The organism is Streptomyces sp. NPDC047869, from assembly GCF_040704065.1.
Classification (GTDB): Bacteria; Actinomycetota; Actinomycetes; order Streptomycetales; family Streptomycetaceae; genus Streptomyces.
This window is the reverse complement of sequence record NZ_JBEYRK010000006.1, coordinates 48,235-68,596: the sequence shown is the minus strand read 5'-3', so window position 1 is coordinate 68,596 and position 20,362 is coordinate 48,235. Positions and strand designations below refer to the sequence as shown.

General features: G+C 72.6%; 19 protein-coding genes. 10 read left to right on the top strand and 9 right to left on the bottom strand.

All coding sequences use genetic code 11. The features are described from left to right. Window positions 1-94 precede the first annotated feature (94 nt). Window positions 95-1,486 (top strand): cystathionine beta-synthase, encoded by a 1,392-nt coding sequence (locus AB0924_RS10340; RefSeq protein ID WP_359551958.1) that lies wholly within the window; start codon window positions 95-97, stop codon window positions 1,484-1,486. A gap of 437 nt (window positions 1,487-1,923) precedes the next feature. Here the strand turns inward: AB0924_RS10340 and AB0924_RS10335 are convergent, their stop codons facing one another. Next, on the bottom strand, window positions 1,924-2,325 hold the full coding sequence (locus tag AB0924_RS10335; RefSeq protein ID WP_358928902.1) for a hypothetical protein: 402 nt from the start codon (window positions 2,323-2,325) through the stop codon (window positions 1,924-1,926). Window positions 2,326-2,502: 177 nt separating this feature from the next. Here AB0924_RS10335 and AB0924_RS10330 point away from each other — a divergent pair, with 177 nt between their 5' ends. Further along, on the top strand, window positions 2,503-3,366 hold the full coding sequence (locus tag AB0924_RS10330) for a MurR/RpiR family transcriptional regulator (protein WP_358928904.1): 864 nt from the start codon (window positions 2,503-2,505) through the stop codon (window positions 3,364-3,366). A gap of 97 nt (window positions 3,367-3,463) precedes the next feature. Next, entirely contained in the window at window positions 3,464-4,048 is a 585-nt protein-coding gene (locus AB0924_RS10325) for a hypothetical protein (RefSeq protein ID WP_358929024.1), read from the top strand. A 12-nt stretch (window positions 4,049-4,060) separates the two neighbouring features. On the opposite strand, the gene AB0924_RS10320 is transcribed toward AB0924_RS10325, so the two are convergent. The 5 genes from AB0924_RS10320 to AB0924_RS10300 all read right to left on the bottom strand — a co-directional run bounded on the left by AB0924_RS10320 (window position 4,061) and on the right by AB0924_RS10300 (window position 7,771). Further along, the gene (locus tag AB0924_RS10320; RefSeq protein ID WP_358928906.1) at window positions 4,061-4,435 is read right to left on the bottom strand and encodes a hypothetical protein; all 375 of its coding nucleotides are present in this window, start codon (window positions 4,433-4,435) and stop codon (window positions 4,061-4,063) included. Window positions 4,436-4,445: 10 nt separating this feature from the next. Further along, entirely contained in the window at window positions 4,446-4,946 is a 501-nt protein-coding gene (locus AB0924_RS10315) for a roadblock/LC7 domain-containing protein (RefSeq protein ID WP_358928908.1), read from the bottom strand. A 34-nt stretch (window positions 4,947-4,980) separates the two neighbouring features. Then, entirely contained in the window at window positions 4,981-5,799 is an 819-nt protein-coding gene (locus AB0924_RS10310; RefSeq protein ID WP_358928910.1) for a transcriptional regulator, read from the bottom strand. Then, window positions 5,796-6,185, bottom strand: coding sequence for a hypothetical protein (locus AB0924_RS10305; protein ID WP_358928912.1), 390 nt, complete (start codon window positions 6,183-6,185; stop codon window positions 5,796-5,798). The genes AB0924_RS10310 and AB0924_RS10305 overlap by 4 nt, the downstream gene beginning before the upstream one ends. Before the next feature lie 179 nt (window positions 6,186-6,364). Continuing rightward, window positions 6,365-7,771, bottom strand: a complete 1,407-nt coding sequence (locus AB0924_RS10300; RefSeq protein ID WP_358928914.1) for a diaminopimelate decarboxylase — start codon at window positions 7,769-7,771, stop codon at window positions 6,365-6,367. 106 nt (window positions 7,772-7,877) lie between these two features. Between AB0924_RS10300 and hutU the strand changes: the two genes are divergently transcribed. The 4 genes from hutU to hutI all read left to right on the top strand — a co-directional run bounded on the left by hutU (window position 7,878) and on the right by hutI (window position 13,457). Next, window positions 7,878-9,542: a urocanate hydratase gene (gene hutU / locus AB0924_RS10295; protein ID WP_358928916.1), complete on the top strand. Its 1,665-nt coding sequence runs from the start codon at window positions 7,878-7,880 to the stop codon at window positions 9,540-9,542. Window positions 9,543-9,676: 134 nt separating this feature from the next. Further along, on the top strand, window positions 9,677-10,879 hold the full coding sequence (locus AB0924_RS10290; RefSeq protein ID WP_358928918.1) for an allantoate amidohydrolase: 1,203 nt from the start codon (window positions 9,677-9,679) through the stop codon (window positions 10,877-10,879). Further along, entirely contained in the window at window positions 10,876-12,228 is a 1,353-nt protein-coding gene (locus tag AB0924_RS10285) for a formimidoylglutamate deiminase (RefSeq protein ID WP_358928920.1), read from the top strand. The genes AB0924_RS10290 and AB0924_RS10285 overlap by 4 nt, the downstream gene beginning before the upstream one ends. Window positions 12,229-12,281: 53 nt before the next feature. Beyond that, window positions 12,282-13,457, top strand: coding sequence for an imidazolonepropionase (gene hutI, locus AB0924_RS10280; RefSeq protein WP_366911139.1), 1,176 nt, complete (start codon window positions 12,282-12,284; stop codon window positions 13,455-13,457). 22 nt (window positions 13,458-13,479) lie between these two features. On the opposite strand, the gene AB0924_RS10275 is transcribed toward hutI, so the two are convergent. Both AB0924_RS10275 and AB0924_RS10270 read right to left on the bottom strand, forming a co-directional pair. Next, a complete protein-coding gene (locus AB0924_RS10275; RefSeq protein WP_358928924.1) occupies window positions 13,480-15,030 on the bottom strand; it encodes an RICIN domain-containing protein in 1,551 nt (516 codons plus the stop codon). 281 nt (window positions 15,031-15,311) lie between these two features. Beyond that, a complete protein-coding gene (locus AB0924_RS10270; RefSeq protein ID WP_359551976.1) occupies window positions 15,312-16,205 on the bottom strand; it encodes an RNA polymerase sigma factor SigF in 894 nt (297 codons plus the stop codon). A gap of 248 nt (window positions 16,206-16,453) precedes the next feature. Here AB0924_RS10270 and AB0924_RS10265 point away from each other — a divergent pair, with 248 nt between their 5' ends. The 3 genes from AB0924_RS10265 to AB0924_RS10255 all read left to right on the top strand — a co-directional run bounded on the left by AB0924_RS10265 (window position 16,454) and on the right by AB0924_RS10255 (window position 18,628). Beyond that, window positions 16,454-16,831, top strand: a complete 378-nt coding sequence (locus tag AB0924_RS10265; protein ID WP_199210801.1) for an anti-sigma factor antagonist — start codon at window positions 16,454-16,456, stop codon at window positions 16,829-16,831. Window positions 16,832-17,111: 280 nt separating this feature from the next. Next, window positions 17,112-17,672, top strand: a complete 561-nt coding sequence (locus tag AB0924_RS10260) for an ATP-binding protein (protein WP_358928929.1) — start codon at window positions 17,112-17,114, stop codon at window positions 17,670-17,672. Between the two features lie 596 nt (window positions 17,673-18,268). Continuing rightward, window positions 18,269-18,628, top strand: a complete 360-nt coding sequence (locus AB0924_RS10255; protein WP_358928931.1) for a hypothetical protein — start codon at window positions 18,269-18,271, stop codon at window positions 18,626-18,628. A gap of 84 nt (window positions 18,629-18,712) precedes the next feature. On the opposite strand, the gene AB0924_RS10250 is transcribed toward AB0924_RS10255, so the two are convergent. Continuing rightward, window positions 18,713-20,251: an oligopeptide:H+ symporter gene (locus tag AB0924_RS10250; RefSeq protein ID WP_358928933.1), complete on the bottom strand. Its 1,539-nt coding sequence runs from the start codon at window positions 20,249-20,251 to the stop codon at window positions 18,713-18,715. Window positions 20,252-20,362: the final 111 nt, after the last annotated feature.

Below are 20,362 nucleotides of genomic sequence, written 5' to 3'. Positions count from 1 at the left end.
AACGGGGAGTGAACGCCCGGCCGAGGCCACTTCCGGGGCCGTAGGCTGGCGGAACCACTACGACCAATGTTTTTGCAAGCAACCGGAGACAACGGTGCGATTCCACGACTCGATGATCAGCCTCGTCGGCAACACCCCGCTGGTGCGGCTCAACAACGTGACCAAGGGCATCCAGGCGACCGTCCTGGCCAAGGTGGAGTACTTCAACCCGGGCGGTTCCGTGAAGGACCGCATCGCCCTGCGCATGATCGAGGCGGCCGAGCAGAGCGGGGAGCTGAAGCCGGGCGGCACGATCGTCGAGCCGACCAGCGGCAACACCGGCGTGGGCCTGGCCATCGTGGCCCAGCAGAAGGGCTACAAGTGCATCTTCGTCTGCCCTGACAAGGTCTCCACCGACAAGATCAACGTGCTGCGGGCCTACGGCGCCGAGGTCGTGGTCTGCCCGACCGCCGTGGACCCCGAGCACCCGGACTCGTACTACAACGTCTCCGACCGCCTCGTCCGCGAGACCCCCGGCGCCTGGAAGCCCGACCAGTACTCCAACCCCAACAACCCGCTCTCGCACTATCACTCGACCGGCCCCGAGCTGTGGGAGCAGACCGAGGGGAAGATCACCCACTTCGTGGCGGGCGTCGGTACCGGCGGCACCATCTCCGGCACCGGCCGCTACCTGAAGGACGCCTCCGACGGCGCGGTCAAGGTCATCGGCGCCGACCCCGAGGGCTCGGTGTACTCCGGCGGCTCCGGCCGGCCGTACCTGATCGAGGGCGTCGGCGAGGACTTCTGGCCGACCGCGTACGACCGGACCGTGGCCGACGAGATCGTGGCCGTCTCCGACAAGGACGCCTTCCAGATGACCCGCCGCCTGGCCAAGGAGGAGGGCCTGCTGGTCGGCGGCTCCTGCGGCATGGCCGTCGTCGCCGCGCTGCGCGTCGCCGAACGGCTCGGCCCGGACGACGTCGTGGTCGTCCTCCTCCCGGACAGCGGCCGCGGCTACCTCTCGAAGATCTTCAACGACGAGTGGATGGCCGACTACGGCTTCCTCGAGGACGAGGGCCCCAGCGCCCGCGTCGGCGACGTCCTGCAGGACAAGGTGGCCGGCACCATCCCGTCCCTGGTGCACATGCACCCCGAGGAGACCGTCGGCGAGGCCATCGAGGTGCTGCGCGAGTACGGCGTCTCGCAGATGCCGGTCGTCAAGCCGGGCGCCGGTCACCCGGACGTGATGGCCGCCGAGGTCGTCGGTTCCGTGGTGGAACGCGAACTGCTGGACGCCCTGTTCTCCAAGCGGGCCTCGCTGGAGGACCCGCTGGAGAAGCACATGAGCGCCCCGCTGCCCCAGGTCGGCTCCGGCGAGCCGGTCGGCGACCTGATGTCGGTGCTGGGCTCCGCGGACGCCGCGATCGTCCTGGTCGAGGGCAAGCCGACCGGAGTGGTCAGCCGGCAGGACCTGCTGGCCTTCCTGGCCAAGGGCGGCAACAAGTAGCCGAACCCGCGGTGAACCGCCGGCAACGGCGGCGAACCGCGGGTGACTTGGGCCGGTCGGTCCGTTCCGCAACTGGTACGAGCGTGTCACGTGCGCGCAGCACCCGCTTAACACGGGTCCGGCACATTAGGGGTGTCGGCAGGGCGATGGGGGTACCTCCCAGGCGTTGAGCACTGGGGGAGGCTCCCCGCCCAGGCCGGCGCCGTGCGGCGCCAAGGACATCCGGAGCGGCTCCCGGACCTCCATGGACGCCCAGGGCGCGCAAGCCCGGTCCTGACCCGGCCCGCGTCCCGCGCGGGGACCGCCGTCGTCCCGCCCCCCGGAAACGGGGGTGCGGCGGTCCCCGCGCAGAACCCTTCCCCGGGTCTCGGTTCTCGGTTCTTCGCCGGGCCTCCTTTTTCGCCGGGCCTCAGTCGTCGCGGGCGGACCGCCCGGAATCACGCCGGCCGGCGATCAGCTCGGTTGTGGCGCGCCGCCTGGGCCACGTTCACACCGACGATCCCGAGCCAGGTGGCCACGATCCCGGTCACCCCGGCGAGGGCGCCGGAGATCGCGGACAGCGGGACGGCCAGCACCAGCGACACGATCGCGAGACCGAAGCGGTCCGCCCACGAGCCGGCCGGTCCGGGCCGCCGGGGGCCGCGCGCGTCGTCCATCCGCCGCTCGGCCAGGTGCCGCCGCACCCGGCGGTCCACCGTGTCGTCGATCCGCTGCTCGACCTTCTCCAGGAAGGAGTCCACGAGCGCGGAGTCGTACTCCTCGCCCAGCTCCCCGCGCGCCCGTACGGTGGCGTCCAGGTCTTTCTTGAGGTCGGTGTCCCGCGAGTCCAGTGCGCTCATGCGCTTCACGGTAAGGAGCGCCGGTGCCCCGCGCACTGGGGTAAACCCCCCTCTTCGGCACCCGGGAGGCTCGGGCCGGCCGGATCCCGAGACGGGCCTTGCCCGGCTGTATAGGCTCATGCAGAGTTCTAGATGTCTGAATAGGTCATGGGTTCACATCCGGAGGGGGAGCACAGCATGAGCGTCGACCGGAGCACGGGCGTGACGGACACCCCGGCGACCCGTCTGCAGGCGCTCTTCGAGGGGCACCGGCTCACGCCGACCCAGCGCCGCATCGCGCACAGCATGGTGCGGCGGGCCGCCGACGTCCCCTTCCTGTCCAGCGTGGAACTGGCCGAACTGGCCGGGGTCAGCCAGCCTTCCGTGACCCGGTTCGCGGTCGCCCTCGGCTTCGACGGCTACCCCGCCCTGCGCAGGCACCTGCGCGAGGTCGTGCCCGCCGAGCAGGCCGCCGCCGGATCGGGCTCGTACAACGAGTACCAGCAGGCCGTCGAGGCCGAGATCGAGAACCTGAGACACCTCGCGGAGCTGCTCGCCGACCCCCGGCCGGTGCAGAAGGCCGGCCGGATCCTGGCCGCCTCGCGCCCGCTGCCGGTGCTCGGGCTGCGCGCCGCCGCTTCCCAGGCGTACGGCTTCGCGTACTTCGCCGCCAAGGTCCACCCGGACGTCCGGCTGCTCAACGAGGGCGGCACGATGATCCAGGACCGCATCGACGCGGCCGTCCGCGCCGGCGCCACGGCCCTGCTGTGCTTCGCGCTGCCCCGGCATCCGCGCGAGGTGGTCGACACCCTCGCCTACGCCCAGGAGGCGGGGCTGACCGTCGTCTCGGTCGCCGACTCCGCGTTCGCGCCCGTCGCCCGTCACTCCGACCTGCTGCTGCCCGCCGCGGTCGGCACCGGGCTCGCCTTCGACACCGCGTGCGCGCCGATGCTGCTCGGGCGGGTGCTGCTGGAGGCGCTGTGCGACGATCTGCCGGACGCGCAGGCCCGGTTGGAGCAGTTCGACGCGAACGCCGCCGCCCGGGGGCTGTTCGTGGAGTGACCCGACGCGCTCTCAGACTCGTCTCACGTTCTGCCGTTAGCGTCGTGCCCGGACCCAGGTGCTGGGTGGAGACGCAGACGTGACACGGGAGGCTGACGTGGCGCGCGGAGGGCAGGGACTGGCCCGGGTGGCCGTCGTCGTAAGGGCGGGTGCCGCACCGCTGTGGTGGTTCGGGGTGGTGGCCGCCGGTATCGGGGTACTGCCGCCCGGGGTGACCGGGCGCCGGATCGGGGTGACGGCGGGGGCCGCGCTCTTCCTCGTTGCCGCGGCCGTCGTGGCACTGGTGCGCGGGAAGCGGTACGCCGCTCTCGCCCGCGGTGCCGCCCGGGCGGGCAAGTACGACGTACTGCAGGACCGGGCGGTGACCGTGCGCAACTGGCGCCGGGGACACCGGTGGTGGCTGCTGCTGGCGTTCGCGGTGGCGCTCGGCGGTTCGTTCGCGGTGCCCGCGGCCGGGGGCATGCTGCTGGCCGGGGCCGGCACCGGGCTCAGGCTGAAGGCCGCGTGGCTGGGGCGCCGGGAGCGGGCCGGACAGACGCTGCTGTGGGTGCGGGTCGACTGGCTCGACCCGCGGGGCGGCGGCCCGGTGGGCAAGGCCGTGAAGGGCCTGCGCGCCACGGGCGTCGCGGCCGGCGACGCGACCCCCGGCGGGTCCCGCCGCCGTACCGCGGCACTGGTCTGACGTCGAGAGGTCCTAGACCTCCAGCTCCTCCTCGATCCTCTTGAGCTGGTGCCGGGCCATCGCCAGGTTGGCCCGGTTCTGCTCCAGGACGAGGTAGAGGAACAGGCCGTTCCCGCCGCGGCCCTTGAGCAGGCGGATCAGGTGGTACTGGTCCGTCAGCGTGATCAGGATGTCGTCGATCTCGGCCTTGAGGCCCAGCATCTCCATCGTGCGCATCTTGGCGCGGATCACGTCCGTGTTGCCCGCGGCGGCCACGTTGAGGTCGAAGGTCTTGTTGCCGCCCATCGTGCCCAGCGCCATGCCGCTGGTGTAGTCGACGAGTGCGACGCCGGTGGCGCCCTCGATGGAGGTCAGGGCCTCTTTCAGGGCGGTCTCGGTGTTGGCCATGGTGGTCCTCTCAGTTGTCGGTTGCGGTGCGCGCTTCGGTGGCCGTGGTGCGTGGCGCGCGCGCGGTGCGAGTACGTGCGGGTGTGGTTCTGGCGGGCCGTGCGGCGGGCGCCGCGGCCCGGGCGGCGGCCTCGGCGGCGTCGAGCAGCTCCCCGATGCGGGCGCCGGACCGGCGGCCCTCCAGGTGGAGCCGGCCGACGTTCACCCGGTCCTGGGTGAGCAGGGTCAGCACGGCGGTGCGGCCTGCCGCGTAGGTGGCGACGTAGCCGCGCTCGCCGCGCACCAGCAGCTCCCGGAAGCCGCCGTTGCCGGTGGCGTCGGCGACCCGCACGGCCACGCCGAGGGCTGCCGCGGTGAGCGCCGCCAGGCCCTCCGGGTCGATGCCGGGTGTGTCGTGGGCGACGACGAGTCCGTCGACGCCGGCCGCGAGGGCGCCGGTGAGCTGCGGGACGCGGGTGCGCAGTCGGCGCAGCTCGTCCAGCACGGTCTCCAGGTCCTGTTCGGGCACCATCAGCTCTCTCCTCTCGGCGGCGGGGTGGTGCCGTTCAAAGCGCCTCCAGCGCATCCCTGAGCCTCTTCAGCAGCGCGATGTCGGGGTCGGTGACCGTGAGCGGGGGAGCCGGCGGGAGCGGCGGCGGGTCGGGTGCCGTGGGCACCGGCCGGATGAGTCCGGCCGCCGCGAGCCGGCGTACGTCCACCAGCGTGTGGAATGCCTGTCTGCCCAGGTCACGGGCGATCTCCGGGGCCGTGCGGACACCGTCCACCCGGTCCAGGACGGCCCGCCGGCGCGGTGTGACCTGCGTCCCCGCGGCCGGGTCGGCGCGGGTCAGCGGGGCGCTGTCGGCCGCCGGGTCCGGCCACAGCCGGTGCAGCAGCAGCCGGCGGCGCAGTGTCTCGCGCTCCAGCGCGATGACCGGGACCGAGGGCAGCGGGCCGATACGGGGCGTGCCGTCGTACCGGAACCGGCCGGGGGTGCTGCTCGGCGCCAGGGCGAAGTACCCGGCGTCGTACAGCGCATCCAGATGGCACAGTTCCAGCGCGCCCGAGGGCAGCAGTCCGGCGTCGAGCAGCAGCAGGGCGGCGCCCGCAGTGCCGCCGGCCCGATCGGCCGCCCGCTGCCACGCGGCCGCCGCGAGGGTGCCGTGGGCGGTGAGCAGGACGTTCAGGCCGGGTGCGAGGGGACTCTCGGCGTGCACGACCCGGCCCCGGGCGAGGTACAGGGTGCCGTGTTCGCGGACGAGCACGCCGGTGGCCTGCTCCTCGGCGAGCCGTCTGAGCATCGGCGACAGCGCGCCCGCGGTCCGGTCGGCCCCGGCCGATCTGTCCCGCACCGGCAGCGGCGGAGGCGTGCCGACCATGGTCATCCCAGCACCAGCCGGTCGGCCATCTCACCGAGCCGGATGCGGGCGAGGGCCAGGTTGCCCTCCTCGCGGCCCAGCCACAGGTGGAGGAAGACGCTGCTGTCGAAGGACGTGACCACGAACCGCAGCAGGTGGTAGCTGTCGCGGTTGCTGATGATCACGTCCTCGACGGGCGGGCGTCCGTCCTCGGCGTCCCCGGCCGAGAAGGCGCCGTGCTCGGCGGCCAGCCTGGCCAGTTCGGCGGCCTCGGCTGCGGTGGTCTCGTGGTCACCGCCCGGGGCTTCGCCGACGGATCCCAGGGCCAGTCCGCTCGTCCAGTCCACCAGCGCGGCTCCCCGGGCACCGGGCAGCCGCATCGCATCCAGTAGGCACTCGTCGATTCCGGGCACGCCGGTTCCCCTCCCCGCCTGTACTCCGGTTGAGTGACAGCGACACTACGCAACGTGTGCGTGACGGGTGAGGGCTTTGGCATTTTCCGTTGGAACGTGCGCCCGGCGTACTAGGGTGGGTCAATTGACGGCTGCTGCCCGCCAGTTGGTCCATTTGTTCGACGAGGTGCGGGAGTGTGTCAACGGTTCCCGGACGCGTGCAGGGTGGTGAGCGCGGACGCGTGCGCCCCTCCGGACTCGGCCACGACCTCCGCCACCGTCTGCGGTTCCCGCGCGGTCGCGAAGGCGACGCCCCCGGAGCCGTCCGGCGCGAAACCGTAGATCCCGGGCCGGGCCAGGGAGTTGTAGGCGTAGTGGTGCGCGAAGTAGTACGCGCCCGTGTCCAGCGCCGCCGCGTAGTCGCCCTGCTCCAGCAGGGGCAGGGCGCGCCCCTCGGCGAGCAGGTCGCCCGAGAAGCAGGCCGGGCCCGCCACGTCCTGGGTCACCTCGGGGCCCGGCTTCGGCCGGCCCTTGGCGTCGTACGCGGCGATCCGCAGCGGCCAGGCCCCCGGCGCGTACACCGTCCGTGTGGCCACCTGCACACCCGCGTGCGTCACCGCGATCCGCCGCCCGCCGGAGCTCTTCGCGTACTCCACCCGAGCCACCACCGTGCCGTGCTTGGCCAGCAGCGACCGTCCGAACTCGGTGACGATCCCGTACCGCCCGTCGAACAGCCCCGGCACCTCCTCCCTGAGCGTGCGCGCGTACTGCGCGTACGTCGGCGAGGTCGCCTCCGCGTCGAAGTTGACCGGCAGCCCTCCGCCGATGTCGAGCGTGTCGATCTGCCGCCGCCCGATCCGCGCGTTGATCTCCTCGGCCAGCGCGTACGTCTCCGCCACACCCCGTGCCAGCAGCGACAGCGGGATGCCCTGGGAGCCGGTGTGCGCGTGCAGCCGGGTCAGCCACGGCCGGTCGGCGTACGCCCGGACGACCCACTCGCGGGCCCCCTCGTCGCGCAGGGCCACCCCGAACTTCGAGGTCTCGGTCGCGGTCGAGGTCGCCCCTATGGTGCCGCCGCCGATCTGCGGGTTGACCCGGATGCCGAGCGGTGACCGGGTGGCCGCCGGCCGGACCAGCGCGTCGAGCCGGTCCAGCTCCTGCGGGTTGTCCGCGTTCACGGCGACGCCCAGCGCCAGCGCCTCGCGCAGTTCGGCCGGTGTCTTGGCGGGGGAGTCGAGCACCGTGTTCTCCGGCGGCAGCCCCGCCGCCCGCGCCAGCGCCAGCTCGCCCGGGCTGGCCACCTCCGCGCCGATGCCCTCCTCGTGCAGCAGCCGCAGCACCGGCACCAGCGGGCTCGCCTTCACCGCGAAGGCGTGCAGCACCGGCGTCCCCGGCGCCACGACCGCGTCGAAGGCCGCCCGCAGCGCGGCCGCCGACTCCCGGATGCCGGTGACGTCCAGCAGCCCCACCACGGCCGCGTCCGGCCCCAGCAGCCCCTGCTCCACCGCGCCGCGTACCGCCTCGTCGCGCCGGGCGGCCCGCTCCCGGGCCTCACCGTCGGTGTCGTGGTCCACGACCTCTCCCCTCCTGTCGGCCTTCGTGTACATCCAGCCAAACATCCGGGACGCGCGGGTGTGAGCGCGGGGAGGTGTTGACTAGTTCTATTCAGAAAGCCAGGATGTGAATAGACGTAGTAACAGGAGGAGGCAGACGATGTCGGGACCCCGCCCCGTACGAGCACCGCGCGGCACGGAACTGAGCACCCTGGGATGGCAGCAGGAAGCCGCCCTGCGGATGCTGCAGAACAACCTCGACCCCGAGGTCGCCGAGCACCCCGACAAGCTCGTCGTCTACGGCGGCACCGGCAAGGCCGCCCGTGACTGGCGCTCCTTCGACGCCATGGTGCGCACGCTGCGGACGCTCAAGCAGGACGAGACCATGCTGGTCCAGTCCGGCCGCCCGGTCGGCGTGATGCAGACCCACGAGTGGGCCCCGCGCGTCCTCATCGCCAACTCCAACCTCGTCGGCGACTGGGCCAACTGGGAGGAGTTCCGCCGTCTGGAGGCCCTCGGCCTGACCATGTACGGCCAGATGACCGCCGGCTCCTGGATCTACATCGGCACCCAGGGCATCCTCCAGGGCACCTACGAGACCTTCTCCGCCGTCGCCGCGAAGAAGTTCGGCGGCACCCTCGCCGGGACCATCACCCTCACCGCCGGCCTCGGCGGCATGGGCGGCGCCCAGCCCCTCGCCGTGACCATGAACGACGGCGTCGCCATCTGCGTCGACTGCGACCCGCGCGCCATCGAGCGCCGCATCGAGCACCGGTACCTGGACGTCAAGGCCGACTCCCTGGACCACGCGCTCCAGCTGGCGACCGAGGCCCGCGACGCCCGCCGCCCGCTGTCCATCGGCGTCCTCGGCAACGCCGCCGAACTGGTCCCGCAGCTCCTGGCGATGGACGCGCCGATCGACATCGTCACCGACCAGACCTCCGCCCACGACCCGCTGGCGTACCTGCCCGTCGGCATCGCCTTCGAGGACATGGCCGACGCCGCCGCGAAGGACCCGGCCGGCTTCACCACGCGTGCCCGTGAGTCCATGGCGAAGCACGTGGAGGCCATGGTCGGCTTCATGGACGCCGGTGCCGAGGTCTTCGACTACGGCAACTCCATCCGCGGCGAGGCCCAGCTCGCCGGGTACGACCGCGCGTTCGCCTTCCCCGGCTTCGTGCCCGCCTACATCCGGCCCCTGTTCTGCGAGGGCAAGGGGCCGTTCCGCTGGGCGGCCCTGTCCGGCGACCCCGCCGACATCGCCAAGACCGACAAGGCGATCCTCGACCTCTTCCCGGAGAACGAGTCCCTGGCCCGCTGGATCAAGATGGCCGGCGAGCGCGTCCACTTCCAGGGCCTGCCCGCGCGCATCTGCTGGCTCGGCTACGGCGAGCGCGACAAGGCCGGCGAGCGCTTCAACGACATGGTGGCCTCCGGCGAGCTCGCCGCCCCGCTGGCCATCGGCCGCGACCACCTCGACTGCGGCTCCGTCGCCTCCCCGTACCGCGAGACCGAGGCCATGCTCGACGGCTCCGACGCGATCGCCGACTGGCCGCTGCTGAACGCCATGGTCAACGTGGCGTCCGGCGCGTCGTGGGTGTCCCTCCACCACGGCGGCGGCGTGGGCATGGGGCGTTCCATCCACGCCGGCCAGGTGACGGTGGCCGACGGCACGAAGCTGGGCGGGGAGAAGATCCGGCGGGTGCTCACCAACGACCCCGGTATGGGTGTCATCCGGCACGTGGACGCCGGTTACGACATCGCCGAGTCCGTCGCGGACGAGCGGGGGGTCCGGGTGCCGATGCGTGAGGGTGACGAGGCGTGAGTTCCGCTCGCGGCGGGGGCGGCGGCACTTCGGCGGGGGCCGGGGTGCCGTCGCCGGGCGCGGCTGCGGCTGCGCCCACCCGCCCCATCGTCCCGCCGAACGGCCCACAGCCTGTGGGTGGCTCCTTCCAGGAGATGTGGCGTGAGCTGCTGCCCATCGGGCGGCACCCCGACTCCGGTGGGTACCGGCGGTATGCCTGGAGCGGGGCCGACGGGGAGTGCCGGGCCTGGTTCGAGGAGCAGGCCCGGGCGCGCGGGCTGGCCTACGAGGTCGACCGGAACGGGAACCAGTGGGCCTGGCTCGGCGACCCGGCCGCCGGGGACGCCGTGGTCACCGGGTCGCACCTGGACTCGGTGCCGGACGGGGGTGCCTTCGACGGCCCCCTCGGCGTCGTGTCCTCCTTCGCGGCCCTCGACGAACTGCGCGCCGGAAACGCGCGGTTCACCAAGCCCCTCGCCATCGTCAACTTCGGCGACGAGGAGGGCGCCCGGTTCGGTCTCGCCTGTGTCGGCTCCCGGCTCACCGCCGGACAGCTGACCGTCGAGCAGGCCCACCGCCTCACCGACGCGGACGGTGTCACCCTCCCCCGGGCCATGGAGGCCGCCGGCTACGACCCCGAGGCCATCGGGGCCGACCCGGAACGGCTGGCCCGGATCGGCGCCTTCGTGGAACTCCACGTCGAACAGGGCCGCGCGCTGGACCTGTCCGGCGACCGGGTCGGCATCGCCAGCGCCATCTGGCCGCACGGCCGCTGGCGCTTCGACTTCCGCGGCGAGGCCAACCACGCGGGCACCACCCGCCTGGTGGAGCGGCGCGACCCGATGCTGTCATACGCCGAGACGGTGCTCGCCGCCCGCCGCGAGGCCGAACTCGCCGGTGCCGTGGCCACCTTCGGCAAGATCTCCGTCGAGCCGAACGGCGTCAACGCCATCCCGTCCCTGGTGCGCGGCTGGCTCGACTCCCGCGCCGCCGACCAGGCGACCCTGGACGCCGTCGTAGGCGGCATCGAGAAGGCCGCGCGCGAGTACGCCGACGCCCACGGCATCGACCTGGACGTCGTCCGGGAGTCCTTCACCCCGGTGGTCGAGTTCGACCACGCGCTGCGCGACGAACTCGGCCGCGTCCTCGGCAAGGACACCGGCCTCACGGTGCCCGTCCTGGGTACCGGCGCCGGACACGACGCCGGAATCCTCTCCGGACACATCCCTACCGCCATGCTGTTCGTGCGCAACCCCACCGGCGTCTCGCACTCCCCGGCCGAGTCCGCGGCCGAGGACGACTGCCTGGCCGGGGTGCGCGCGCTCGCCGACATACTGGAAGGGCTGGCCTGCACGTGACCGACGCGACCTACTGGCTGGAGCACGCCTGGCTCGGCACCCATGTCGAGCCCGGAGTCGTGGTGGCGGCCGCGGACGGCCGGATCACCGCCGTCCGCACCGGCGTGCCCACCCCGCCGCCCGGCGCCGAGGTGCTGCGCGGACTGACCCTGCCCGGCCTGGCCAACGCCCACTCGCACGCCTTCCACCGGGCGCTGCGCGGCACGGTCCAGGTCGGCAGCGGCACCTTCTGGACCTGGCGCGAGGTGATGTACTCCGTCGCCGACCGGCTGACCCCGGAGACCTACCACGCCCTCGCCCGCGCGGTGTACGCCGAGATGGCCCTGGCCGGCATCACCTGCGTCGGCGAGTTCCACTACGTGCACCACGCGCCCGGCGGCACCCCTTACGCCGAGCCCAACGCCATGGGCGAGGCGCTGATCGCGGCCGCCGCCGAAGCCGGTATCCGCATCACTCTCCTGGACACCGCCTACCTTTCCTCCGCCATCCGCAACAAGCACAGCGGTGAGCCGCCCAACACCCACCAGCTGCGCTTCTCCGACGGCAGCGCGGAGGCCTGGGCCGAACGCTGTTCAGTTCTCAAGGAACGGGATCACGCACGGATCGGGGCGGCGATCCACTCCGTACGGGCCGTGCCCGCGGACCAGATGGCGACCGTGGCGCGCTGGGCGGAGGAGCGGCGGGCCCCACTGCACGTGCACCTGTCCGAGCAGACCGCCGAGAACGAGGCCTGCCGGGCCGCGCACGGCCGCACCCCCACCCAACTGCTCGCCGACCACGGCGTCCTCGGGCCGCGCACCACCGGTGTGCACAACACCCATCTCACCGACGAGGACATCGCGCTGCTCGGCGGCTCGCGTACCGGCACCTGCATGTGTCCCACCACCGAACGCGACCTGGCGGACGGCATCGGCCCGGCCGTCGCCCTGCAGCGGGCGGGCTCCCCGCTCTCCCTGGGCTCCGACAGCCACGCGGTCATCGACCTGTTCGAAGAGGCGCGCGCGATGGAGCTGAACGAGCGGCTGCGCACCCGCACCCGGGGCCACTGGACGGCCGCGGCACTGCTGCGCGCCGCCACCGCCGACGGCCACGCGGCCCTCGGCTGGCAGGACGCCGGCACCATCGAGGCCGGCGCGCTCGCCGACCTGACGACGATCGCGCTCGACTCGGTCAGGACGGCCGGGCCGCTGCCCCGACTGGGCGCCGAGACGGCCGTATTCGCGGCGACCGCGGCGGACGTGCGGCACACGGTCGTGGGCGGCCGTCAGGTCGTACGGGACGGGGTCCACGCCCTCGTACCGGACGTGCCGAAAGCGCTCGCGGACGCGATCGAAGCCCTGCGCGGCTGACGCCCGCGCGGCCGAACCCCGCCGAACCCCGACCGGCCACCCACGAGGACACCATGAGCAGCAGCACCGTCATCACCAACATCGCCACGCTGGTCACCAACGACCCCTCCCTCGGTGACAGGTCCCCCCTGGGCCTGATCCAGGACGCGGCGGTCGTCATCGACGGCGACCGCATCGCGTGGACCGGTGAATCAAGGAAAGCACCCGCCACTGACAACCGGGTCGACGCGGGCGGCCGGGCGGTGCTGCCCGGCTTCGTGGACTCCCACTCCCACCTGGTCTTCGCCGGTGACCGCACCCAGGAGTTCAACGCCCGGATGTCCGGCCGCTCCTACACCGCGGGCGGCATCCGCACCACGGTCGCGGTCACCCGCGCCGCCTCCGACGCGGAGCTGGAGGCGAACCTCACCCGCTACCTGACGGAAGCCCTCCGTCAGGGCACCACCACCTTCGAGACGAAGTCGGGCTACGGCCTCACCGTCGAGGACGAGGCCCGCGCCCTGCGCATCGCGGCCCGGCACACCGACGAGGTGACGTTCCTCGGCGCCCACATCGTCTCCCCGGAACACACCGACGACCCGGCGGCCTACGTCGCCCTGGTCACCGGCGAGATGCTGGACGCGTGCGCACCGCACGCCCGCTGGATCGACGTCTTCTGCGAGAAGGGCGCCTTCGACGGCGACCAGGCCCGCGCGATCCTCACCGCCGGCCGGGACAGGGGCCTGCACCCCAGGGTCCACGCCAACCAGCTCTCCTACGGCCCCGGCGTCCAGCTGGCCGTCGAGCTGGACGCGGCCAGCGCCGACCACTGCACCCACCTCACCGACGCGGACGTCGACGCCCTCGTCCACAGCGACACGGTCGCCACCCTGCTGCCCGGCGCCGAGTTCTCCACCCGCGCCGAGTGGCCCGACGCCCGCCGCCTGCTGGACGCGGGCGTCACCGTGGCCCTGTCGACGGACTGCAACCCGGGCTCGTCCTTCACCTCCTCGGTCCCCTTCTGCGTCGCGCTCGCGGTGCGGGACATGAGGATGACCCCGGACGAGGCGGTCTGGTCGGCGACGGCCGGCGGCGCGGCGGCCCTGCGCCGCACGGACATCGGCCGCCTCGCCCCGGGGGCCCGCGCCGACCTGCTGTTGCTCGACGCCCCGAGTCATGTGCACCTGGCCTACCGGCCGGGCGTGCCACTGGTCGCCGGCGTCTGGCGGCGCGGCGTGCGCGAGATCTGACCCGGGCGTCCGCGCCGGCCGGTCAGGCGGCCCCGGACCGCCACCGCTGCGCCTGCTCCCCGGCCAGCGGCCGCAGCACGAGCCCGTCGCCGCCGTCCGGGGTCACCGCCGTGCCGCTGTCGATCGCCGGACGGATCGTGCCGTCGGTTCCGACGCCGAAACGGAGGTTCTGGCCGTTGCGGCCGTAGACCGAGTCGCACTCCCAGATGCCCACGCCCCGGTCGGTCGAGCCGCGGCTGTCCAGGCAGAAGTCGGAGTCGGCGGCCGAGCGCAGGACGCCCGGACCGGCGTCGACCCGCCAGCGCTGGGTGGCGGAGGAGTCGCAGGGCGCCATGACGACGTCGTTGCCCTTCCACAGCTCGCCGTCCCGGATGTCCAGGCAGCGGCCCGTGGCCAGGTTCACCACCTGGGCGAAGGCGCTGCCCGGCGGCGCGGGCGCCGGGGACCGGGGCGGGGCGCCTCGGCTGGGCGGCGGGGAGGTGGCCGGGCGGTGCGAAGTCCTGCTCGGTGACGGTGACGGCGACGGTGACGGCGACTCGGTGGTGCGTGACGGTGTCGGTGCGGGCGGCGGGGACAGCGAGACCGTGGCCGTCACCGTCACCGGCGGGGGAGTGGGCGTCGCCGCCGACGCGTGCCGGTCGGCGGCCTCGGACGGGGAGAGCAGGAAGACCAGCAGGGGGGCCAGGGCCACGCCCAGCGCCGTCGAGGCCAGCAGGTAGCGGCGGCCGGGCGGCCGGTCCCGGCGGGCGGCACGCGGGCCGGGCGCGGGAACCGGACCGGCGGTGCGTAGGTACGCCGTCCCGTGCCAGGGGAGCAGGCCCTCCGCCAGGGTCTGCCGCGGGGCGTCCCGCAGCGCGGTCAGCTCCTCGACGGCGGCCGCGCAGTGCGGGCAGCGAGCCCGGTGGGCGTCCAGGTCGGAGCTGCGGCGGGGGCCGTCGGGCCGTACCGCCTCCTCGATCAGCCGGCGGAAGTCGGCACAGCGCGGGTCGTCCGAGCCGGCCAGGCGGTGCCGCAGACAGGCCTGGGCCAGCGCCTGCACCGCCTGCGGGGTGTCATGGGTCACGTCCACGCGGCTCAGGCCGAGGTGGGCGGCGGTGCGCTCCACGGGCTCCGCTTCGAGGACGCCGTACCAGATCAGGCCCTGGGCGCGGGACGGGAGCGTCTGGAACGCCGGGAGGAGCGGTGGGACGGGCCCCTCGGGCAGGCCGCCGGCGTTCAGCACCAGCAGCAGGCCCGCGTCGACGCCCGCGGAGCGTTCGTCGGCAGCCCAGGCGGCCGCCAGCCGGGCGGTGAGCAGCAGGAGCTGGTGGCGCAGCGGCACGTTCGGCTCCCGGCCGCGGGCCGTCTCACGGGCCGCCTCGGTCAGGGTCTCCGCGGCCAGCCGGCGGGCCGCGGACTCGCTCGACGCGCACAGCCGGGCGTAGGCGAGGACCGCCGGGTGGTGCCGGCGGCGCAGTTCCTGAAGGGCCGGGTAGGCCGTCGGGGACGGGGTGCGCAGCAGCGCCATCAGCCGCGCGTCCGGCGCTTCGGCGAGTCCCGTGTCCGCCTCGGCCCCGTCGCCGCCCTGAGTCATCGCGTGCCCTCCGTCCCCCGAACTCTCCGGCGTACCGGCCGGTTTGGGGGCTCATGGTGGTGGAGCGGCGCGGTTCCGGAAAGACGTTTCCCTGGGTAACCCCGGTAACGGTTCGCGCATGACGCGGGCGCACAGACCAGGTGAGCCCACGGGTGACCGATGAGCCGGCAGGCATGAGGGCTGGAGCGCCGGGTACCCGTCGAACCGGAGCATTCTGTCCCGGAAACGGCGAAGCGGCCCGGCGCCGTGGCCGGGCCGCCTGGCACGCGGCACCAAAGGGATCACTCCTCGACGGTCAGCCCCTTGCGCAGCCGCACCAGCGTCCGCGACAGCAGCCGGGAGACGTGCATCTGGGAGATGCCCAGTTCCTCGCCGATCTCCGACTGGGTCATGCCCGCGACGAAGCGCAGTGAAAGGATCTTCCGGTCCCTGGAGGGGAGTTCGGCGATCAGGGGCTTCAGCGACTCGACGTACTCGATGCCTTCCAGCCCGTGGTCCTCGTACCCGATGCGGTCCGCGAGCGCGCCCTCGGAGTCGTCCTCCTCGGGTTGGGCGTCCAGGGAGGACGCGGTGTAGGCGTTGGAGGCGGCCATGCCCTCGACGACCTCGTCGTTGGAGATGCCGAGCCGCTCGGCGAGTTCCGCCACCGTGGGGGCGCGGTCCAGCTTCTGCGCCAGCTCGTCCCCGGCCTTGGCCAGGTCCAGCCGTAGTTCCTGCAGTCGGCGCGGCACCCGCACGGACCAGGAGGTGTCACGGAAGAAGCGCTTGATCTCGCCGATGATGGTCGGCATCGCGAACGTGGGGAACTCCACACCGCGGGAGAGCTCGAAGCGGTCGATCGCCTTGATCAGGCCGATGGTGCCGACCTGGATGATGTCCTCCATCGGCTCGCTGCGGGAGCGGAAGCGGGAGGCGGCGAACTTGACCAGCGCGAGGTTCAGCTCGACGAGCGTGTTGCGCACGTACGAGTAGTCGGGCGTCCCTTCCTCGAGCGACTCGAGGCGCTCGAAGAGCGTCCGGGACAGCGCCCGGGCGTCGACCGGGCCGACCTCGTCGAAGGGCGGGATCTCCGGGAGTCCCTCGATCGCCTCGAGGGGATTGATGGGATGATCCAGTTCCGGTGGGGGTGTCGACGTCGCGACCGGGGTATGCGATTCGTCGAGCCGGGGTGACATGGGTGTCCTCCATCGTTCTCGGCATATGGCTGCCGGAGCCAAAAAATCGTGCACTGCGGTGTGCGGCGCCTCCGAAGCCGGCTGTAGGGCTGTGTGTCCTTACTAGCCCTACCCGCTTCACCGAGCAGGTCGCAAGTGCGTTCTGTGTCGATATGTCCGATTGTGGGAGGTTGTTCGGGTGTCGGAGTGCGATTGAAAGGCGTAATGTTCGAGGGCATCAGCGGCCACGACCTCGGGAGAGAGACGGCATGGACCACGGGACGGTCGGCAGCGCACAGTCGGGCCGGCTTCTGGTGGAGGTGCGGGAAGAGGGTCCCAGCGCCGTAGTCACACCTGCGGGTGAACTTGACCACCACACCGCCGATCTTCTGCGCGAGCCCCTCGACGACCTTCTGGAGAAGGGGTTCTCACGGCTTGTGGTGGACTGCTCACGGCTTGAGTTCTGCGACTCCACCGGACTGAACGTTCTGCTCGGTGCGCGACTCAAGGCGGAGGCCGCCGGCGGCGGAGTGCACCTGGCGGGCATGCTCCCGGTGGTGGCGCGCGTGTTCGAGATCACCGGGGCCGAGGCGGTCTTCACCGTCCATGACTCCGTAGAGGCCGCACTGGCCGGCGACTCCGACTGAACCCGTGCTCCCGCCGGTCCCGGACGGCCGATGTCTGTACGGGGCACCGGTCATGTCCAAACGGGGGGTGTTCCGCCGGATCCGTCGGGCAGGAGTCATCCTGAAAGCCGTCGACCGCGAACACGCCGAGCCGTCAGGGACCGATGAACGGCCTGGACGCGACGTACGTGCGAAGGGGGACGACGGAGGAGTCGTGGGCGGACTGTGTACGGACCGCCCGGCACCGAACGGTGCCGGAATGTTGAACTGTGAACTGGTGGATCGGTGAGGTGAAGCGCTGATGAGCACCACCCGGCCTTACTCGCCGGGCGACCGCGGCCCGGAGCCCAGCGGCGCTTCCGGGGCGTCCGAAGGGGGTGCGCCGGAGCCGGGCGCGTCCACGGGGGCAGCCGCGCCGTCCGTGCCGTCCGAGGGCGCGCCCCCGGGACGGGGGCGGCAGGTACGCACGCTGCGCCTGGACGGCGAGAGCGGTGTCGTCCCGCTCGCCCGTGACTTCACCCGCCAGGCCCTGTACGCGTGGGGCTGGCTGCCCGCGGCCGGCGCCGATCAGCGTGCCGCCGCCGAGGACGTGCTGCTCGTGGTGTCCGAGCTGGTCACCAACGCCTGCCTGCACGCCGAGGGCCCGGACGAGCTGCTCCTCGCCTGCGACAACAAGGTGATCCGGCTGGAGGTCTCCGACCGGGGCACCGGCCAGCCGGCCCCCCGCACCCCGCACCGCGCCGGCCGCCCCGGCGGCCACGGCATGTTCATCGTGCAGCGGCTCTGCCTGGACTGGGGCGTCCTGCGCGTCCCGGGCCGCGACGGCAAGACCGTGTGGGCGGAGCTGGGCGCACCGGCGTAACCCGCCGAAGCGCGCCCGCGCCCCCGCCCACCGCACCGGCGCCACCCGCCCGGGCGGCCCCGCTTTCCGCGTCGGCGCACCGGTACGCCCACCGCGCGCACCCGCTCTCGTACGCGGGCCCAGCCACGGAACGCACCCGTTCACGCGCGCAGGTACGGCCACCGGGCGCACCCGCTCGCCTCACTGGCCCACTCGCCGTATATGCGCGCTGCCCCACCCACCGCGCACTCGCACCGGCGCAACCGTCGAGCGCAACGCGCTCCCGCGCACCCCTCTCGCGCCCCAGAGGGTTCCAGGCCCCACCGGAGGCGCCCACGGCCCCCGCGCGAGGTACGGCGTATCGCCGCACGCCCTTCCGTGGCCCGCGCCGCCGCCCTTCCGCGCGGCCCCGGGCGCAGGGACGGCACCGGGCGCGGGGACTTTGCACCTCAGATCTTGCTCAGAACCCCCCAGCCGATTTGCCACCAAGATCAAATACGGCATAGCGTCCCCGTCGTTCGTGCAAGCAAAGCGAACAGGCATGCTGTCCGCCGGGCGAATCCGCAGTTGAGCGATTGACCATCGCTCGCGGGGCCCGGCGGAGGAAAGAGGAGCAAATGATCTGGGGGAAGAAGGTGGCGGGCGGCGTGCTCGCCACCGTCCTCATGGCGACGGGGACCGGCCTGGCCACCGCGGGCACCGCGGAGGCGGCCGGCGCCAAGTACAAGTGCACCGCCGTGGTGCACCTCGACCTGGGCCGGCCCAAGGCCACGTCCACGTGCAAGAAGTCCGCCTCGGGCAAGACGGTGGGCCGGCACCGGGTGAAGCTGGTGTGCGACGTGATCCGCGGCCGCGGCACCCCGCACGAGATCCCGTGGTACCTGTGGGGGCCCTGGGTGAAGCCCGGTCAGAAGTCCACCGTGATGTGCGGCTTCAGCAGCTTCACCCGGTCCTGGTCGGTCGAGACGAAGTCCTGACCCCCGAGCCGGGGACCCGGACAACGACGGAGGGCCGCCGCACATCCTGTGCGGCGGCCCTCCGTCGTTGCGTATGGGGGTGCGTCAGCGCACGTCGCCCATCAGCGACTTCACCTTCCGGCGGTACATCCACACCGCGAAGCCGGCGAGCGCCGCGAGGGCCGCCTCCCCGAAGACCGCGCCCGTGCCGCCGAGGTCGACCCCGGCGATGGCCGGGTTGGACAGCAGGCTGGTGATGGAGTCACCCGCGGTGACCGCGAGGAACCACACGCCCATCATCTGGCTGGCGTACTTGGCCGGGGCCATCTTCGTCGTCACCGACAGACCCACCGGGGACAGGCACAGCTCACCGATGGTCTGGATGAAGTAGATGCCGACCAGCCACATCGGGCTGACCGCGGTGCCGCCCGCGGCCATGCCCAGCGGGATCAGGAAGAAGAAGAACGACACGCCGACCAGGACCAGACCCATCGAGAACTTCACGATGGTGCTGGGCTCCTTATCCCGGCGGTTCAGCCACATCCAGACCCAGGCGAAGACCGGGGCCAGCGCCATGATGAACAGCGGGTTCAGCGACTGGTACCAGGAGGACGGGAAGTCGAAGCCCAGCAGCGAGCCGGAGGCCTTGCCCTCACCGAACGCCTGGACGGTGGACGCGCCCTGGTCGTAGATCATCCAGAACACGGCGGCCGCGACGAAGAACCAGATGTAGCCGGTCATCTTCGACTGCTCGGTGGACGACAGTTCCTTGTCCCGCTTGATGCGCATCAGCACACCGGCCGGGATGACCAGACCGATGACGGTCAGCGGGATCATCGCCCAGTTCAGGGTGAAGTGGCCGGTGACGCCCACGACGCCGTAGAACACGGCCGCGATGATGACCCAGGTCAGGCCCTTGCGCAGCCAGGAGGTGCGCTCCTCGGTGCTCAGCGGCTTCGGGACGACGCTGCTCTGCGGGTTCAGGTGGCGGGTGCCGAGCAGGAACGCGGCCAGACCGATCGCCATGCCGACCGCGGCCATGCCGAAGCCGAGGTGCCAGTTGACCTCCTGGCCGACGGTGCCGATGGCCAGCGGGGCGAAGAAGGCGCCCGCGTTGATGCCCATGTAGAAGATCGTGAAGCCACCGTCACGGCGCGGGTCGTCCGGGCCGTTGTACAGGTGCCCCACCATCGTGGAGATGTTGGCCTTGAGCAGACCCGAACCGGCCGCGACCAGCGCCAGACCGGCGAAGAACGGCGCCTGACCGCCGGGCAGGGCCAGCACGATGTGGCCGGACATGATCGTCACAGCGGCGATGGCCACCGTCTTGCGCGGGCCCCAGACGCGGTCACCGAGCCAGCCACCGGGCATGGCGAGCAGGTACACCATCGCCGAGTAGACGGACACGATCACCGTGGTGGTGGCCACGTCCATCGCCAGGCCGCCGCCCATGCTGCCCTTGCCGGCATCGGGGCCGCCGGAGAGCAGGTAGACGGTGAGCAGGGCCTTCATGCCGTAGTAGGAGAAACGCTCCCACATCTCGGTCATGAAGAGAGTGGCCAGTCCGCGGGGGTGGCCGAAGAAGGTCTTCTCGGACCCGGGGGTGCCCGGGCGGACCGAGTCCTTCGTCAGGCTGGACGCCATGGTCGTTCCTTGCTGGTCGGGACGCGCGATGGAGCGTTGCGCGCCCGGTGGGGGGTTGGCCGGCACCGGCGGGGTCGCTCGTCCACCCCCACGCCCAGGGGGGAGTCCGCT

Bases quoted from the DNA above. Each gene is read 5' to 3' on its own strand.
- AB0924_RS10290 (WP_358928918.1), top strand. From the start codon at position 9,677: ATGTGGCGTGAGCTGCTGCCCATCGGGCGGCACCCCGACTCCGGTGGG.
- AB0924_RS10300 (WP_358928914.1), bottom strand. From the start codon at position 7,771: ATGTACACGAAGGCCGACAGGAGGGGAGAGGTCGTGGACCACGACACC.
- AB0924_RS10310 (WP_358928910.1), bottom strand. From the start codon at position 5,799: ATGACCATGGTCGGCACGCCTCCGCCGCTGCCGGTGCGGGACAGATCG.
- AB0924_RS10265 (WP_199210801.1), top strand. From the start codon at position 16,454: ATGGACCACGGGACGGTCGGCAGCGCACAGTCGGGCCGGCTTCTGGTG.
- AB0924_RS10255 (WP_358928931.1), top strand. From the start codon at position 18,269: ATGATCTGGGGGAAGAAGGTGGCGGGCGGCGTGCTCGCCACCGTCCTC.
- AB0924_RS10270 (WP_359551976.1), bottom strand. From the start codon at position 16,205: ATGTCACCCCGGCTCGACGAATCGCATACCCCGGTCGCGACGTCGACA.
- AB0924_RS10335 (WP_358928902.1), bottom strand. From the start codon at position 2,325: ATGAGCGCACTGGACTCGCGGGACACCGACCTCAAGAAAGACCTGGAC.
- AB0924_RS10275 (WP_358928924.1), bottom strand. From the start codon at position 15,030: ATGACTCAGGGCGGCGACGGGGCCGAGGCGGACACGGGACTCGCCGAA.
- AB0924_RS10315 (WP_358928908.1), bottom strand. From the start codon at position 4,946: ATGGTGCCCGAACAGGACCTGGAGACCGTGCTGGACGAGCTGCGCCGA.
- AB0924_RS10250 (WP_358928933.1), bottom strand. From the start codon at position 20,251: ATGGCGTCCAGCCTGACGAAGGACTCGGTCCGCCCGGGCACCCCCGGG.
- AB0924_RS10330 (WP_358928904.1), top strand. From the start codon at position 2,503: ATGAGCGTCGACCGGAGCACGGGCGTGACGGACACCCCGGCGACCCGT.
- hutU (WP_358928916.1), top strand. From the start codon at position 7,878: ATGTCGGGACCCCGCCCCGTACGAGCACCGCGCGGCACGGAACTGAGC.
- hutI (WP_366911139.1), top strand. From the start codon at position 12,282: ATGAGCAGCAGCACCGTCATCACCAACATCGCCACGCTGGTCACCAAC.
- AB0924_RS10260 (WP_358928929.1), top strand. From the start codon at position 17,112: ATGAGCACCACCCGGCCTTACTCGCCGGGCGACCGCGGCCCGGAGCCC.
- AB0924_RS10320 (WP_358928906.1), bottom strand. From the start codon at position 4,435: ATGGCCAACACCGAGACCGCCCTGAAAGAGGCCCTGACCTCCATCGAG.